This is a genomic window from Pseudomonas lyxosi, from assembly GCF_047758685.1.
Classification (GTDB): domain Bacteria; phylum Pseudomonadota; class Gammaproteobacteria; order Pseudomonadales; family Pseudomonadaceae; genus Aquipseudomonas; species Aquipseudomonas lyxosi.
In genome coordinates, this window is the sequence record NZ_CP180481.1 from 611,020 (window position 1) to 627,430 (window position 16,411).

Genomic DNA, 16,411 nt, shown 5'->3' on the forward strand with positions numbered 1-16,411 from the left:
TCTGTATTGCCTGATCTGACGCTATCGCGGGCAAGCCCGCTCCCACAGGTTTTGTGTTGGACAAAATATTGTGATCAACACAGAACCTTGTGGGAGCGAGCTTGCTCGCGATGAGGCCCTCAAGCCGACAACATTTCCCGCAACGCCACACAATCCGCCGCATGCCAATCCGCCAACTCAGGCCAGGGATTATCCGGCAGGTTCACCAACACCGTCCGCGCCCCTGCCGCTCGACCGCAATCCAGATCAAAGCGGTAGTCACCGACCATCACCATCTCACTGGCCGGGACATTCCAGGCGTCGGCCAACTTCAGCAAACCACCAGGATGCGGTTTTGGCGGCGCTTCATCACGGCCCAGCACATCCTCCACCGCAAAGCAGTCGGCCAGGCCGATCGCCTCCAGCGTGACGTGCGCCAGTTCGCGTGCATTGCGCGTGAGAATGCCCAGGCGATAACCGCGCCCGGCCAGCTCACGCACCAGCTCTACCGCACCCGGAGCCGCTTTCGAACCGAGCGCCAGGTCCCGTTCGTGTTCCAGCAACCACGCATGTTTGGCGGCGGCTTCATCGGCCGGCAGCGCGGCGAGGTGGGTCAGGATGTCGTCTTCGGCAGGAATCGCCAACGCCACGCGGATCGCCGCGAAGTCATGCACGGCCACCGTCAGGGTGCCGTCCATGTCGAACACCCAGTGCCGCACCTCGGCCAGGCTCATGCCCAATCCTTGCGGTGGCGAATCAGGCCTTCCTGCGTGACCGACGCCACCAGTTGCCCGGCGCGGTTGAACACGCTACCGCGGGAGAAACCGCGCGAGTTGCCCGCCCAAGGACTGTCCATTGCATACAGCAACCAATCATCGGCACGTAGGTCCTGATGGAACCACAGCGCGTGATCGAGGCTCGCAACCTGCATGTCTTTCTGCCAGACCGATTTGCCATGGGGCTGCATCGACGTCGTCAACAGACCGAAATCCGAGGCGTAGGCCAGCAAGTATTTATGCAGCGCCGGGGAGTCGGCCAAGGCACCGTCGGCGCGAAACCAGACGTACTTGATCGGATCTGACGGCTGCGGGTTGTAGGGATCTTTCTCGGTGATCGGTCGGAACTCGATCGGTTTGGGGCACAGAAATTTTTCGCGCATGTGCTCGGGAATCAGGTGCGCACGCTGCTGGGTGAGTTCCAGTTCCGACGGCAGGTTTTCCGGGCCGACCACAATCGGCATCTCGGCCTGGTGCTGGAAGCCTTCTTCGTCGTACTGGAACGACGCACTGCAGGTGAAAATCGGGTTGCCCTTCTGGATCGCCGTCACCCGGCGCGTGCTGAAACTGCCACCGTCGCGCACCCGGTCAACCTGATAGACCACAGGCAACGCGGAATCGCCGGGACGCAGGAAATAGCCGTGCATCGAATGCACATGGCGCGCTTCTTCGACCGTCTGACTGGCCGCCGACAGGGACTGACCGATCACCTGACCGCCGAACAGCTGACGAAAACCCAGGTCCTGGCTGCGGCCACGGAACAGGTTTTCTTCGATCGGTTCCAGGGTCAGCAGGTCAACCAGATCATCCAACACTTGGCTCATTCAGACTCTCCTCACACAACGCATGCCGCGCAGTCTTGGCTGCGACGGTCGATTCAATTTCTGGCCAGGGCCCATGGGAGCCATTGTAAACGTCCGTGCCGGCTTATCCATGCAAGGTTTGCAGCCATTGTTCACGGGTGATGCGGTACAGCGCATGGTGACGCAGGGGATGATCGGCCGCGAGCATCGGGTGGTCGAAATCATCGGCTGAATCATGGTGCATGCCGATGGCCTGCATGACTTTCTGCGACGGCGTGTTGGTTTCAGTAGTGAAGGACACGACCTCTTTCAGCGCCAACCGGTCAAAACCGCAGCGCAGAGCGGTCCACGCCGCTTCACTGGCGTAGCCCAGGCCCCAGTGCTCGCGGGCCAGGCGCCAGCCAATTTCGGTGGCCGGGGTAAAACGCGCGTCGAAACCGACCTCTGCGAGCCCGGTAAAACCGATGAACGCCCCGGTATCCTTGCGCTCCAGCGCCCAGAGACCGAAGCCATGCTCGGCAAAATGGCCACGAATCCGTCCGATCAACGAAGCACTTTCCAATCGACTCAAGGGCGCCGGAAAATATCGCATCACCTGTGGATCGGCGCACATCGCCGCAAACTCCGGCAAATCCTCATCGCTCCACTGCCGCAACAGCAGTCGTGCGCTCTCGAGTTGCAGTATCGGTTCCATCGTGCCCCCCCGTTCCCATGCCGCAAGTCTACATCGCTGGTAGGATCCTTCACTCATTCCTACCTACCGTCCTGTATAAATCAGCCATGCCCCTGCCCCTGATCTACCACGAAGACTACAGTCCCGAGTTCCCGGCGGATCACCGCTTCCCCATGGACAAGTTTCGCCTGCTGCGCGACCACCTGGTGGACAGCGGACTGACCCGGGACGCTGACCTGCTGCGCCCCGACCTCTGCCCGCCAGAGATTCTCGCGCTCGCACATGACCCTGCGTATATCGAACGCTACATGGGCGGCGAGTTGTCCCGCGAAGACCAGCGGCGCCTCGGCCTGCCGTGGAGCGAAGCCCTGGCCCGGCGCACGGTACGTGCGGTCGGCGGCTCGCTGCTGGCGGCCGAACAGGCGCTGGAACATGGCTTGGCCTGTCACTTGGCCGGCGGCACCCATCACGCTCACTACGACCATCCTGCCGGGTTCTGCATCTTCAATGACCTGGCGGTGATCAGCCATTTCCTGCTGGAAAGCGGCCGTGTAAATCGGGTGCTGATCTTCGACTGCGATGTGCATCAGGGCGACGGGACTGCACGGATCCTGCACAACACCCCGGAAGCGGTGACCGTTTCCCTGCACTGCGAGAAGAACTTTCCTGCACGCAAAGCCGAAAGCGACTGGGACATTCCACTGCCCAAGGGTATGGGCGACGCCGATTACCTGAAGGTGGTGGACGATGCGCTCAATTATTTGCTGCCGCTCTACCAACCTGACCTGGTGTTGTACGACGCCGGCGTCGATGTGCATAAAGATGACGCGCTCGGCTACCTGAAGCTGACAGACGAAGGCGTCGCCGCTCGCGATGAAAGTGTGATGCGCCATTGCCTGGGCCGGGATATCCCGGTGGTCGGGGTAATCGGCGGCGGCTACAGCAAGGACCGCAAGGCGTTGGCGCGCCGTCATGGAATCCTGCATCACAGTGCGCAACGGGTCTGGCAGTCATCAGGTTGTCATTGAGGTGTGGGTCTTTACCCACAATGCCTGTGGAACTGCCTGTGGATAACCTGAGTGAAAGGTCCTACAGGCCATGCTGCGTATATCCTGCACAGCGGTGGTTATTTTTTAACCAGCCCGTCAAAACAACATAGACCCCCTGTGCTGGTAGAATGCGCCGCTTATCCCGCCAAACCGCAGCGCACTCCATGACTCAGCCTTCGACCGCCCTCTCCCCACACGTCGCAATCATCGGCGGCGGCCCCGCCGGTTTGATGGCGGCCGAAGTGCTGAGCCAGGCCGGGATCAAGGTTGATCTGTACGACGGCATGCCTTCGGTGGGGCGAAAGTTCCTGCTGGCCGGCGTGGGTGGCATGAACATCACCCATTCCGAAGCCTACCCAGCGTTTCTCTCACGCTACGCCGAACGCGCGCCGCAAATTGCGCCGCTGTTGCGGTCATTTGGCGCTGATGCGCTGTGCCAATGGATTCATGACCTGGGCATCGAAACCTTTGTCGGCAGCTCCGGGCGAGTCTTTCCTACAGACATGAAAGCCGCCCCCCTGTTGCGCGCCTGGCTCAAACGCCTGCGAGATGCCGGCGTAGTTATCCACACCCGTCACCGCTGGCTCGGCTGGGATGACCGCAGTGGATTGCGCATCGACAGCCCCGAAGGCGAAAAAACCGTCAAGCCTGATGCCACCTTGCTGGCCCTCGGGGGCGGCAGCTGGTCGCGCCTCGGTTCGGACGGCGCCTGGATGCTGCCACTGGAACAACGCGGCGTAGGACTCGCGCCGCTGCAACCGAGCAATTGCGGCTTCGAGGTGCAGGCCTGGACTGAGTTGATGGTCAGCAAATTCGCCGGCGCACCGCTGAAAAACATCGCCATTGGCCTCAATGACGACGTGCCGCGGCTCGGGGAATGTGTGATCACGGCAACCGGGATTGAAGGCAGTTTGATCTACGCCTTGTCGGCGCCGATCCGCGAAGCCATCAATCAGCAGGCCTCGGCAACCATTCACCTGGACCTGTTGCCGGGCAGACCTGTGGATAAAGTGCAGGCTGCGCTGAGCAAACCTCGCGGGTCACGTTCCATGTCGAAACATCTGCACAGCCAACTCGGGATCGATGGTGTGAAAGCGGCGTTGCTGCGCGAACTCACTCCGGCCGAATGCTTCGCTGATCCGGCGCTGCTGGCCAAAGCGATCAAGGCGCTTCCAATGACACTGGTGAAAACCCGCCCACTGGACGAGGCCATCAGCAGCGCCGGTGGAGTGATCTTCGAGTCGATGGATGAACGTTTGATGCTCAAGCAAATGCCAGGCGTGTTCTGCGCGGGGGAAATGCTGGATTGGGAAGCGCCGACGGGCGGCTATCTACTGACCGCGTGTTTCGCCAGTGGGCGAGCGGCGGGGTTGGGGATGGTGGAGTGGTTGAAACAGCGATGCTGATCGTTGACTGATCGTTCCCACGCTCTGCGTGGGAATGCAGCCCGGGACGCTCCGCGTCCCTTCAAAGCCGAACGCGGAGCGTCCGAAGAGGCATTCCCACGCGGAGCGTGGGAACGATCTTTAGGGGTCAAGGCTTCTTCTTACGCGGCCCAGTATTAAACACCGGCACCTTCCGCACAGGCTTGATCGAAGGCTCCGGCGCCGAAGCATCCCCACTCTCAACCCACTTGCCCAGATTGCGCTTACCTCCACCGGAGGTCTTCGGCTTCTTCGGTTTTTTCGGCTTCTTGACCACCTGACCGCTGGCATCGGTATCCGGCACCCGGTGCTCAGGCTCGAAGTCATGTTCCATCTGGCGAGGCAATGTCTGACGGGTCAACGTCTCGATAGCCGACAGCAGATTCACTTCATCGGCGCAGACCAGCGAAATCGCCTGCCCGGATGCACCCGCGCGACCGGTACGACCGATCCGGTGGATGTAGTCCTCCGCCACGATCGGCAGGTCGAAGTTGACCACCAATGGCAAATCTTCGATATCCAGACCACGGGCCGCAACGTCGGTGGCCACAAGAATCTGCACTTCACTGGCCTTGAAACGGTCCAGTGCGCGCTGGCGGGTTGCCTGAGGTTTGTCGCCGTGGATGCCGTCGGCATTGATGCCCAGGCCCTGGAGTTTTTCCACCAGCGCGTCCACGCCATTGCGGGTCTTGGCGAACACCAGCACCTGCTTCCACTTACCCTTGCGCAGCAAATGGATGAACAGTTCCGGCTTGCGCTTCTTGTCGACCGTCACCACCCATTGCTTGACGGTGTTGGCAGCCACGTTGCGCGGGCTGACTTCGATGCTCAGTGGATCGTTGAGCATTTGTCCGGCCAGCAAGCGGATCGCGTCGGAGAAAGTCGCGGAGAACAACAGCGTCTGACGTTGCTTGGGCAGCACGCGGTAGATATTCCCCAGTTCCTCGGAAAAGCCCAGATCAAGCATGCGATCGGCTTCGTCCAGAATCAGGGTTTGCAACTGATTGAACTTGAGGGCCTTCTGGCGATACAGGTCGAGCAAACGACCCGGCGTCGCCACCAGCACGTCAACACCCTTGCGCAGCTTCATCATTTGCGGGTTGATGCTGACGCCGCCATACACCGCGTAAGTGCTCAGCGGCAGGTTCTCGGCGTACTGACGCACGGCTTCGTGAACCTGCTCAGCCAATTCGCGGGTCGGCACCAGGATCAGCGCGCGCACCGAGTTAGACGCCACTTTCGGCCCTTCCATGGCCAGCAATTGCAGGAGCGGCAGCGCGAAACCGGCGGTCTTGCCAGTCCCGGTCTGGGCGGCGGCCATCAGGTCGCGACCGGCCAGCACCGCCGGAATGGCTTGCGCCTGAACCGGCGTCGGGGTCTGGTAGCCGAGCGTCTCGAGAGAGCGCAGCAAGGGTTCGATCAGGCCAAGGGTGGCGAAAGTCATGGGATTACCGTAGGAAAAATCAGCGCGGGTGTGCAATGGCGCGCAGTTTACCCTAATTCACACGGGATTCTGTCGACACAACAACGGCGGGCCGTTCGGGCGCACGGCGCCACTGCGGCAATCCAATCAGCACCACGGCGCTGATAATCACCGCCATTGCCAATGCTTCCTCGATACCGATGGTCTCTCCCACAAACACGATCCCCAGCAACACCGCCACGGCCGGGTTGACGTAGGCATAACTGGTGGCCGCCGCCGGACGCACATGTTTCAACAGGTACATGTAGGCGTTGAACGCGATGATCGAACCGAAGAAAGTCAGATAGGCCAGGGCCGCCCAACCTTCGATCGGCGGCATGGCTTCCAGATGCTCACCGCTCAGTGCACTGCCGATCAACAGGACCACGCCGCCCACCAACATTTCCACAGCACTGGCCATCGCGCCCTGGGGCAGCGGCAAGTGTTTGCTCCACACCGAACCGAAGGCCCATGAAGCTGCCGCGAATATCAGCAACATGGCACCCAGCGGGCTCGATTGCAGGTTGGAACCGAGGTTGAGCATGGCAATGCCGATCAACCCGAGCACAATCCCGGCCCATTCGAGACGGGTATTACGCGCGCCCCAGAAATATCCGCAGAGCAAGGTAAACAGCGGCACCGTCGCCACCGCCAACGCAGCCACACCCGAGGCGACGCCCATGTGTTCGGCCACGCTCACCCCGCCGTTACCGCACGCCAGCAACAGAATCCCGATGATCCCGGCGGCTTTCCACTGCGCCCAGGTCGGTGCCGGTGCCCCGCGCCAACGCAGGAACGCGTACATCAACGTCCCGGCGATCACGAAGCGGATACCGGCGAGCAGCAACGGCGGCCAGTACTCCACGCCGATGCGAATCACCAGGTAAGTCGAGCCCCAAATCACGTACAACGCGAAAAAGGCAGCGATCAACGGTAAGGGAAAACGACGTAAGCCAGGCATGGGGGGCAGCTCGTAGGCAAGACAAGTGAACAGCTATTCTAGAAAGGCCAGCGGCGTAAAATAAGTTACAAAACCTGTTTATAGCGCCGGTACACTTTTCAAAACACGGAGATCATCGCTATAAACCGTGATTTCGAAAGTCAGTCATTTTTCAGGAGTCCGACGATGGACAAATACGACCGCATGCTCCTCAGCGCCCTGTTGGAAAACGGTCGTGCGTCCTACGCCGACCTGGCGCGCAAAGTGAACTTGTCCGCTCCGGCCGTAGCCGAGCGCGTGGCCAAACTGGAAGCCTGCGGGGTGATCACGGGTTACCAGGCGAAAGTCGACATGGCCAAGCTTGGCTTGCCGATCCAGTGCGTGATCGAACTGCGGCTGAACCAGCACGGTAATCAGAAGGCCTACGACGATTTGATCAAAATCCCGCAACTGACCGAATGCCATCGGGTGACGGGAGATCCGTGCGTGATCATGCAAGCGGCGGTGGGGTCGATGCCGGAGCTGGAAGAGTTGATCAACCGGATCGCCAAGTTCGGGTTCAGCAAGACGTCGATTGTGTTGTCGAGCGCGATAGAGAAGCGTGTGCCGCTGGGGCAGCTGGAAGGAAAGCCAATCTAATTGCCGTGGCAGATCAAATGTGGGAGCGGGCTTGCTCGCGAAAGCGTCGGCACATCCAACATCAATGTGACTGACACACCGCTTTCGCGAGCAAGCCCGCTCCCACAGGGGATTTGCGGTGTTCTTAGAACCCGCGATGCCGCTTCAGGTGCTCATTGATCTTCGCCGCCGGCACTTTCTGCAAGCTCACCAGCAGATCATGCGACAACTCCCGCAACCCATGCTTCTGCCGCAACTCCTGGGCCAAATGCGCCGTCAGATTGGCCGCCATCTCGGCATCGGCCATGGCCCGGTGAGCTTTACCGGTGTGAGGCAGGTTGGCGAACGTGGTGAGGGTGCCGAGTTTGTGGTTCGGCGCGGCGGGCATCAAACGGCGGGCGAGTAGCAACGAGCAGGCAAAGTTCTGCAAGCGTGTGCGTTTGATCCGCCCCAGCTCAAAATCCCAGAACTTCTGGTCGAACGCGGCGTTGTGCGCCAGCAGCGGTGTGATGCCGACGAATTCGTTGACTTCGTTCATCACCTGCTCGGCCGACGGCGCGGTGCGCAGCATCGCATTGCTGATGCCGGTGAGTTGTTCGATGAAGGCCGGGACGCGTACGCCGGCATTCATCAGGCTTTGGTAACGCTCGACGATGCGCCCCTGTTCAAGGATCACCACGGCAATTTCCGTGGCCCGGCAGCTGCTGCTCGGGGAGATCCCGGTGGTTTCAAAGTCGATGACTGCTATGCGTTCCAAACCTGTTTCAACTCCGTAAAAATCAATTCTTGAGCAGCAACGCGCCTTCGATCGGCACATAGCGGCTGGCGGCGCGGATCAGCGAGTTGGCCGTCAGGCCCGGCACGCCGTAGGCCACGGCTTGCACTCCGTGCTTGGTGATGATGCGCTCCAGCAGCATGTCGAAATCACCGTCACCGGAAGCCAGTACCACTTCGTCGACATGATCGGCGGCGTCCATGATGTCGAGGGTGATGCCCACGTCCCAGTCGCCTTTGGCCGAGCCATCGCTGCGCTGGATGTAGGGCTTGAGCTTCACGACGAAGCCGAGGTTGCGCAGGATCTGCTGGAATTGCTGTTGTTTGCTGTCGCCGCGATCGATGGCGTAGGCATAGGCCTCGACGATATCGCCCTGCTTGCTGATATCAGCCCACAGCGCGGCATAGTTGAAATGGCAACCATAGGCCTGACGCACGGTGTAATAGAGGTTCTGGACATCGGCGAACACTGCGATTTTTTTCACCGGTCATCCTCGTTGGCGCGCCGGAGCGCGGGCAGGATCAGGCACCAGGCCCGAAAAGTTGCCCAGTATGCCAGCCTGAAGGATTGTTCCGCGAATAATCGGCCGTGTGGCGAGGGAGCAAGCTCCCTCGCCACAGATGAATCAGACGAAGGAATCGTCGTCGCCGCCGAAGAACGATGAGCTGTCATCGCTGTAGTCGGCGTCGGTAAAACCGCCCTGATCATTGGAGTTGTCAGCCAGGCGCTGATCTTCGCCCGAGCCGTTGTCACCGCTCTGATCGTTGACCTGAGCCGGTTCTTCCTTGATGACTTCAACCACTTCCGGCTGCTGATTGTGATGGAACAGGCTGCTGATGCCTTGCGCCAGCATCACACCACCGGCCACACCGGCGGCGGTTTTCAGCGCACCACCGAGGAAGCTGCTGCCGGCAGGCTGTTGCTGCGCGTAATTCTGCTGAGGCGCCGCACCGAAGTTTTGCTGAGGTGGTTGCGAGTTGAACGACGGCCGCGCCGGTTCACGCCAGCCGCCACCGCTCGATGCAGGTGGGCTTTGGGTCGGCGCTGGCTGCGGATCACGGGAACCGCCACCGAATATGCTCGACAGGAAGCCACCGCTGCTCGGTGCCGCAGCAGCCGGCTGAGCCTTGGCCGATTGCAGTTCGGCCTGCAATTGCTGGACTTGCCGGGCAAGTTGTTTGTTCTGTTCGTCGAGGCTTTTGATGGCGGCCTCTTGCACCAGAATCGCCTGGGTCATGAAATAGCCTGCCGCGGGCTGGCGAGTCAGGTGTTCCTTGATCCGCGCCTCGGCCTGGGCGTCGCGCGGGGCTGAGTCCGTTTCGGCCTGTTGCAGCCGGGAAAACAGTCCATCGATCAGGGTTTGTTCTTCGCTGTTCATGGCGACCTCGTAGATTGCCGGAGAAATCGTTGCCCTTTTCCAAAGAGGATAAGGTGCACAACCTTAATGGAGGCTGAAACAAGCTGTTTCAATGACCTTTACCGAACGTTTACGTTTGCGCCCCAAAGTGCTTCATCGGTTAAAGTGGGCCACTGCTTCCAACCTGCGATACCGACTGATGAATTCGTTCGATGTGCTGCGTGACTCTCTGTATTTCTTCAAGCGCAATCTGGGCCAGATCGTGCGGCTGTGCCTGCCGCTGGTGATCTTCGAGGCGCTGCTGCAACAAGTGGTCGACCACTCCACCGAGCCGGACAGCTTTCCCGGTATCAGCGTGATGGTCGGCTTGCTGGTTTATCCGCTGTACACCGCCGCACTGATCCTGTTTCTCGATGCCCGCAGCCGTGGCGAATCACCGAGCAACCGCGAATTGTTGTCGAGGTCGGCCTACCTGTGGCCACGTTTCGCCCTGCTCACCGCGCTCAATACCTTGCTGATCCTGATCGGCCTGTCGCTGTATTTCCTGCCGGGTATCTGGCTGATGGTGACGCTGGCATTTGGCGAGTACCTGCTGGTGCTGCGCGGCTTCGCCCCGCTGGCGGCGATGAAGGAAAGCCTGCGCCTGACCCGCGGTCATTTCCTGCGCATTCTGGTGTGCATTCTCTGTGTAATGGGCCCGTTGTGGGTGCTCAAGGGCGCGACCCTTGCGGTCTACCCGGAACCGCAGAACCCAGTGATTTCCGTGCTGATCGACAGCGCCCACAGCTTCCTGCAACTGTTCGTCAGCGTGGTGCTGTTCCGCTTGTTCATGCTGATTGACGAGGTGCCCGAGAAAATTGACGGGCCGCGTTGACCGCTCTACCCGTGGGCTTAAGCCCGTCTGTCGGTTATGCTCGGGGTCAACTTTTGTAACGCTATAAGCCGAGCCATGACCCGTCTACTGCGCTACACCCTGCTGGGCCTGTTGACCGTGACCGGCCTGATTGCCTTGCTGATCTACAACCTGACCTGGCGCCCCGAAGCCAAGGAAGCCTTACCGGTCAGTTGTAACGCCCAGGCACCGACTTTGGTGCCGGGGCAGGCGCTGAAAGTGATGACCTGGAACGTCCAGTACCTGGCGGGAAAACGCTACGTGTTCTGGAATGACCTGGCGGCCGGCAATGACGAAAAACCCACGCCCGAAGACATGGCCTTCAGCCTCGATGAAGTGGCGCGGGTGATCCGCGACGAGCAACCGGACGTCGTGCTGTTGCAAGAGCTCGATGAAGGCGCCAAGGCCAGCGATTACCAAAACCAGTTCAAGCTGCTTCAGGAGCGAGTCGCGGACCTGTATCCGTGCAACGCTCACGCCTTCGACTGGAAAGCCGACTTCGTGCCTGAGCCGCACATCTTTGGCAGCGTCGGCCGGCAGCTGGCCACCCTCAGCCGCTACCAGATCAAACACGCCGAACGCCTGCAATTACCGATCGGGCCGGCCAACTTCATCACCCGCCAGTTCAAACCGAAAAATGCCTTGTTGGTCACGTATCTGCCGTTGAGCGACGGCAGTCAGATAGCAGTGCTCAACACCCATCTGGACCGCGTTATCCCGCCAGACGAAACGCTGCAATCCCAGGTGACGGCCACGGTCAAAGTCCTCGACAAGCTCGAAAGCCGCGGCACGCCGTGGTTGATCGGTGGGGACTTCAACCTGTTGCCGCTGGGGCAATACCGACGCCTGCCCGAAGAGCAACGCACCCCCTACTCCGCCGACAGCGCGCTGCATGTGCTGTGGGACAAATACCCGATGATCCCGACCAACAACGAAGCCAGCGGCATCGACCGGGCGCAGTGGCTGACTCATTACCCGAATGATCCGGGCTTGAACGGCCCGGACCGGACTGTTGACTACCTGTTCTACAGTCCGCGGATCAAACGGGTCGAGGCGACGGTGAGACAGGACGACACCTTGCGGATCTCCGATCACTTGCCGGTGATCGCCCGTTTCCTCTTGCCTGCAGCGCCGTAACTCCGGTTAAACGCAAAACCTGTGGGAGCGAGCTTGCTCGCGATAGCGGCAGATCAGTCGACATCGATGTTGCCTGGCACACCGCAATCGCGAGCAAGCCCGCTCCCACAGGGATTGTGCAAACTCAATGCTCTTCTTCAAGCTCATCGTGCAATAGCCCGAAGATTTTGCGCTTCATGTCGATGAACGAGCGCTCCATGACCATGTCCAGGGTCCGTGGGCGTTCGATCGGCACGTCCAGAATCTGCTTGATCCGACCCGGCCGCGCGCCCATCACGTAGACCCGGTCGCCCAGCAGAATCGCCTCGTCGATATCGTGGGTCACGAACAACACGGTCTTCTTGCTGTTGCCCCAGACCCGCAATAACAGCTGCTGCATTTGCAGGCGCGTCTGGCTGTCGAGCGCACCGAAGGGCTCGTCCATCAGCAGAATTTGCGGATCATTGGCCAGCGCCCGAGCAATCGCCACACGCTGCATCATGCCGCCGGACAGCTGCTTGGCGTAGTTGTCGGCGAACCCGGTCAGGCCGACTTCATTGACGTAGTAATCGACGATCTCCTTGCGCTGAGCGGCGGCCATGCCTCGACGCTTGAGGCCGAACTCAACGTTCTGCCGCACCGTCAGCCACGGGAACAGCGTATAGCTCTGGAACACCATGCCGCGATCCGCACCCGGCCCCTGCACTTGCTGGCCACCGACGTAGATCTCGCCTTCCGTGGGCTCATTCAATCCGGCGGTGAGGTACAGCAGACTCGACTTGCCGCAGCCCGAAGGCCCGACCAGTACAGCGAATTGCTGATCCGGCACGTCGAACGACACCTGATCCAGTGCGGTAAACACGCCACCATCGGGCTTTTGATAGCGAAGGCTGACCTTGTCCACTTGCAGCCGTGGCGCGGCGTGCACCGGGGCGGCCTGTGGCGTGACGAAGCGAGGGTTGACGGCGCTTACTGAGCCCATGCGGCGATCCTCAGACGGAGAAAACGGAACAGTTGATCGGTGACCAGGCCCAGCAGGCCGATGATCGCGATTGCCAGGAAAATCACATCCACTTGAAAGCCGCGCATGGCTTTAAGGCTCAAGTAACCCAGGCCACTGGAAGCCGCGACCAGCTCGGCGACCACCAGGTAAGTCCAGGCCCAGCCCATGGTCACGCGCAAAGTGTCGAGCACACCCGGCAACGACGCCGGGGCGATCACATGCAGCACCGCATTGCGACGGTTCGAACCCAAGGTGTAAGACGCGTTGATCAGGTCCTTGGAGATGCCTTTGGACACGTCCGCGATCATCACCAGTTGCTGGAAGAACACGCCGAAGATGATCACCGACACCCGCTGCTCCAGACCGATGCCGATCCACAAAATAAACAGCGGCACGAACGAAGTTACCGGCAGGTAACGGATGAAGTTCACCATCGGTTCAAGGAACGCCTGAACGATGCGAAAGCTGCCCATCAGCAACCCCAGCGGCACGGCCACCAGCGACGACACGATGAAACCGACCATCACCACTTCGAGGCTGGCCCACACATGCAGGCCGAGCGTGCCGTCGCGGCTCAGGCGCACGGCGGCCTCGACCACCGCGCCCGGTGTCGGCAGGAACATGCCCGGCACCACGCCGCCATAAGACAACCCGGCCCACAGGCCGACCAACAACACCCAGGCCAGACCACTCGCGCTCCAGATCACCGACACCGGCAAACCGGTCTTGGGCGTGATGCAGCGGCTCAGCCATGAATTGCGCTTGAACATGCGGACCTCCTAGAGCGGGCTGACGAAGCGGTTGTCGATCAGGTCGTCATTGCTGACGTTGTAGGGTTTGCCCTGCAATTCGCTGGCGGTCTCGTTGGCCAGTTTGATCAGCGGTTCGCTGTCGCCCGGTTTGCCCGGCGAGCCAAGAAGTTTTTCGCTCATGGCCTGATCGTAGAAGCGCACGCCCTGCGCAGCTGCGGCCAGTTCCTTCGGATCGGCGAGGTAACCGCCGACGCCTTTGGCCATGATTTTGTAGGCTTCTTGCGGATGGTCCTTGGTGTACTGGACCGCTTTGTACAGACCGGCCACCAACGCCTTGACGTCTTCCGGCTGTTTCTCGATGACCGTGCAGTTGAGCGCGACCACATCGACAATCACCCCCGGCGTACTGCTGCTGTCGATCAGCACCTTGCCTTGTTGCTTGCTGCGAACCATCGACAGGTGCGGTTCCCATGTCACGGCGGCCGGTACGCGACCGGCGATGAACGCGGTGGCGGCGTCGTCAGCCGTCATGTTCTGCACGGTGATGTCGCTCATGGTCATGCCGTGTTTTTTCAGCAGGTACGACAGCCAGAACTGCGAAGTCGAACCTTCGTTCACCGCCACGGCCTTGCCTTTCAGCTCCTGCAAACTCTTGACGTCCTTGCCCACGAGCACACCGTCGCCACCATGGCTGTCATCCAGTGCGGCCACCGCTTTGAAGCAGAATTGCGGGCGGTACTTGAGCACTTCGTCGATGGTCGACGCAGAGCCCGACAATTCGCCCGAGGCTTGCGCGGCCATGTACATCGAAGCCTCTTCGACGACAGGCAACTCGACGGTCAAACCGTTTTCCTTGAAGTAGCCCAGGTCCTGAGCCAGGTAGAGCGTGCCGTAACCGACCCACGTGGTGTGGCCGATAGAGAGGGTGCCGGCCTGGGCGCTGGTAGCGACCGTCGCGGCAATGGCGGTGACCGCCAGTGGATGAGCGAAGCTGGTAAGCAAGGACTTGATCATGGAGCACTCCCAAAGCTGTTGATTTAGTTTTGTCATGGGCAGTACGGCCAGCGGCCCTGGAAATCAGCTGTCACCTGAGGTCTCTGATGGACCTTTCGGCGAGCAGCGTTTGGCTGACTGGCGAGGTCGATGTTGGCCCAAGACGGGGATTAGGAAAATTAGGAAATATGTCGATGGGAGTGATGAAAAAACTGGGTAGCGTGCGCTGCGAAAGGGCGCTGTGGGCGGGGATGCCCGAGGTGGGTGCAAAAAAGACAGAAAGGGAGTTATTTGCGGAAATGATCGTTCCCACGCTCTGCGTGGGAATGCCTCCAGTGACGCTCTGCGTCACATCGTAGGGACGCGGAGCGTCCCGGGCTGCATTCCCACGCAGAGCGTGGGAACGATCAGTGGAACTCAGAGACGGCCATACTCCTGCGCCGTGCGATCGATAGCTTTCAGGGTTTTGCCGACCAACTCATCCACCTCTTCACGACTGGCAATCAACGCCGGCGCCATGATCATCCGCCCCAATGTCGAGCGAATAATCACCCCCTCTTCAAAGCCAATCGTGCGGCAACGCCAGGCAATGTCGTTCTCATTGGCAAAGCGCTTGCGACTGGTTTTATCCTCGGCCAATTGCAACGCTGCCACCATGCCGACACCCTGAATATCGCCCACCAACGGGTGATTGCCGAACACCTCACGCAAGCACTGTTGCAGGTACGGCCCGATGTCATCCTTGACCCGCGTCACCACGCCTTCATCGCGCAATGCCGTGAGGTTGGCGATGGCCACCGCCGCCGCCACCGGGTGCCCGGAGTAGGTCAAGCCGTGGGCAAACACCCCGCCCTGCTCCACCAGTACCTGAGCCATTTTCTTCGACAGAATCAATCCGCCCATAGGGATGTAACCGGAGGTCAAACCCTTGGCGATCGACAGCGTGTCCGGCTCGAAACCGAAGTGCTCGTGGGCAAACCATTCACCGGTACGACCGAAGCCACCGATCACTTCATCGGCGCACAACAGCACGTCGTACTTGCGGCAGATCCGCTGAATTTCCGGCCAGTAACTCTCGGGCGGAAAGATCATCCCGCCAGCGCCCTGGAACGGTTCGGCGATGAACCCGGCGACCTTGTCCGCGCCGAGTTCAAGAATCTTCGCTTCCAATTGCTGCGCCGCTCGCAGACCAAATTCAGCCGGGGTCAGGTTGCCCTCGTGGGCGAAAAAGTACGGCTCATCGATGTGTTCGATGTCGGGAATCATGCCGCCCATTTCGTGCATGAACTTCATGCCACCGAGCGCCGTCGCCGCCAGTGTCGAGCCGTGATAACCGTTCCAGCGACCGATCATGACTTTCTTCTCGGGCTTGCCGAGGATCGTCCAGTAACGGCGCACGGTGCGGATCAGTACCTCGTTGGCCTCGGAGCCGGAGTTGGTGTAGATCGCGTGGCTGTAGTGCCCAGGCAACAGGCTGAACAGCAGCTCCGAGAGCTCGATCACCTGCGGGTGAGTGGTGTGGAAAAACATGTTGTAGTACGGCAACTGCTCCAGTTGCCGAGACGCCGCGGCGGCCAGGTCCTTGCGCCCGTAACCGAGGTTGGTGCACCACAGCCCGGACATGCCGTCGAGGTAACGCCGACCATCGTTGTCCCACAGGTGCAGACGCTCGCCACGGACCATCACCCGGGGCCCTTCATCGTTGAGCGCTTTTTGATCGACAAATGCGTGGATGTGGTGCGCAGCGTCGGCGGCCTGGTAGTCGCGGGTTTCACGTGGTGTGGTCATCGCCAGTTCTC

The 16,411-nt window shown here is 60.5% G+C and carries 17 protein-coding genes; 5 read left to right on the forward strand and 12 right to left on the reverse strand.

Going from position 1 to position 16,411, the window contains the following annotated elements; genetic code table 11:
• Positions 1-119: 119 nt before the first annotated feature.
• The 3 genes from ACMXYI_RS02950 to ACMXYI_RS02960 form a co-directional block, all read right to left on the reverse strand.
• A complete protein-coding gene (locus ACMXYI_RS02950) occupies positions 120-713 on the reverse strand; it encodes an HAD family hydrolase (protein WP_415771567.1) in 594 nt (197 codons plus the stop codon).
• Entirely contained in the window at positions 710-1,579 is an 870-nt protein-coding gene (gene tesB / locus ACMXYI_RS02955; protein WP_415771568.1) for an acyl-CoA thioesterase II, read from the reverse strand. The genes ACMXYI_RS02950 and tesB overlap by 4 nt, the downstream gene beginning before the upstream one ends.
• Before the next feature lie 103 nt (positions 1,580-1,682).
• The gene (locus ACMXYI_RS02960) at positions 1,683-2,252 is read right to left on the reverse strand and encodes a GNAT family N-acetyltransferase (RefSeq protein WP_415771570.1); all 570 of its coding nucleotides are present in this window, start codon (positions 2,250-2,252) and stop codon (positions 1,683-1,685) included.
• Between the two features lie 86 nt (positions 2,253-2,338).
• Here ACMXYI_RS02960 and ACMXYI_RS02965 point away from each other — a divergent pair, with 86 nt between their 5' ends.
• Together ACMXYI_RS02965 and ACMXYI_RS02970 are read left to right on the forward strand one after the other, a co-directional pair.
• On the forward strand, positions 2,339-3,259 hold the full coding sequence (locus tag ACMXYI_RS02965) for a histone deacetylase family protein (protein ID WP_033054220.1): 921 nt from the start codon (positions 2,339-2,341) through the stop codon (positions 3,257-3,259).
• A gap of 185 nt (positions 3,260-3,444) precedes the next feature.
• A complete protein-coding gene (locus ACMXYI_RS02970; protein ID WP_415771571.1) occupies positions 3,445-4,686 on the forward strand; it encodes a TIGR03862 family flavoprotein in 1,242 nt (413 codons plus the stop codon).
• A 127-nt stretch (positions 4,687-4,813) separates the two neighbouring features.
• Here ACMXYI_RS02970 and ACMXYI_RS02975 read toward each other — a convergent pair whose 3' ends face one another.
• The gene (locus ACMXYI_RS02975) at positions 4,814-6,148 is read right to left on the reverse strand and encodes a DEAD/DEAH box helicase (protein ID WP_415771573.1); all 1,335 of its coding nucleotides are present in this window, start codon (positions 6,146-6,148) and stop codon (positions 4,814-4,816) included.
• Positions 6,149-6,200: 52 nt separating this feature from the next.
• Positions 6,201-7,127 carry a drug/metabolite exporter YedA gene (yedA, locus tag ACMXYI_RS02980; RefSeq protein ID WP_415771575.1) on the reverse strand — a complete coding sequence of 309 codons (927 nt, stop codon included), beginning with the start codon at positions 7,125-7,127 and terminating at the stop codon, positions 6,201-6,203.
• Positions 7,128-7,292: 165 nt separating this feature from the next.
• On the opposite strand from yedA, the gene ACMXYI_RS02985 reads away from it, so the two are divergent.
• Positions 7,293-7,745 (forward strand): Lrp/AsnC family transcriptional regulator, encoded by a 453-nt coding sequence (locus tag ACMXYI_RS02985; protein WP_046048737.1) that lies wholly within the window; start codon positions 7,293-7,295, stop codon positions 7,743-7,745.
• A gap of 124 nt (positions 7,746-7,869) precedes the next feature.
• On the opposite strand, the gene ACMXYI_RS02990 is transcribed toward ACMXYI_RS02985, so the two are convergent.
• From ACMXYI_RS02990 to ACMXYI_RS03000, 3 genes are all read right to left on the reverse strand, one after another.
• Positions 7,870-8,481 (reverse strand): 3'-5' exonuclease, encoded by a 612-nt coding sequence (locus ACMXYI_RS02990; protein WP_046048736.1) that lies wholly within the window; start codon positions 8,479-8,481, stop codon positions 7,870-7,872.
• Between the two features lie 22 nt (positions 8,482-8,503).
• Positions 8,504-8,983 (reverse strand): NYN domain-containing protein, encoded by a 480-nt coding sequence (locus ACMXYI_RS02995; RefSeq protein WP_046048735.1) that lies wholly within the window; start codon positions 8,981-8,983, stop codon positions 8,504-8,506.
• A 141-nt stretch (positions 8,984-9,124) separates the two neighbouring features.
• Complete coding sequence (locus tag ACMXYI_RS03000) at positions 9,125-9,877, reverse strand: DUF2076 domain-containing protein (RefSeq protein ID WP_415771576.1); 753 nt, start codon at positions 9,875-9,877, stop codon at positions 9,125-9,127.
• Positions 9,878-10,055: 178 nt separating this feature from the next.
• On the opposite strand from ACMXYI_RS03000, the gene ACMXYI_RS03005 reads away from it, so the two are divergent.
• Both ACMXYI_RS03005 and ACMXYI_RS03010 read left to right on the forward strand, forming a co-directional pair.
• On the forward strand, positions 10,056-10,730 hold the full coding sequence (locus ACMXYI_RS03005) for a YciC family protein (RefSeq protein WP_415771578.1): 675 nt from the start codon (positions 10,056-10,058) through the stop codon (positions 10,728-10,730).
• Positions 10,731-10,805: 75 nt separating this feature from the next.
• Positions 10,806-11,885: an endonuclease/exonuclease/phosphatase family protein gene (locus ACMXYI_RS03010; protein WP_415771580.1), complete on the forward strand. Its 1,080-nt coding sequence runs from the start codon at positions 10,806-10,808 to the stop codon at positions 11,883-11,885.
• A gap of 124 nt (positions 11,886-12,009) precedes the next feature.
• Here the strand turns inward: ACMXYI_RS03010 and ACMXYI_RS03015 are convergent, their stop codons facing one another.
• The 4 genes from ACMXYI_RS03015 to ACMXYI_RS03030 form a co-directional block, all read right to left on the reverse strand.
• Complete coding sequence (locus tag ACMXYI_RS03015; RefSeq protein ID WP_415771582.1) at positions 12,010-12,846, reverse strand: ABC transporter ATP-binding protein; 837 nt, start codon at positions 12,844-12,846, stop codon at positions 12,010-12,012.
• Positions 12,834-13,637, reverse strand: a complete 804-nt coding sequence (locus tag ACMXYI_RS03020; protein WP_415771584.1) for an ABC transporter permease — start codon at positions 13,635-13,637, stop codon at positions 12,834-12,836. Before ACMXYI_RS03020 ends, ACMXYI_RS03015 begins: the two co-directional genes overlap by 13 nt.
• 9 nt (positions 13,638-13,646) lie before the next feature.
• Complete coding sequence (locus ACMXYI_RS03025) at positions 13,647-14,633, reverse strand: ABC transporter substrate-binding protein (protein WP_415771586.1); 987 nt, start codon at positions 14,631-14,633, stop codon at positions 13,647-13,649.
• 396 nt (positions 14,634-15,029) lie between these two features.
• Positions 15,030-16,400: an aspartate aminotransferase family protein gene (locus ACMXYI_RS03030; RefSeq protein ID WP_415771587.1), complete on the reverse strand. Its 1,371-nt coding sequence runs from the start codon at positions 16,398-16,400 to the stop codon at positions 15,030-15,032.
• Between the last annotated feature and the right edge of the window lie 11 nt (positions 16,401-16,411).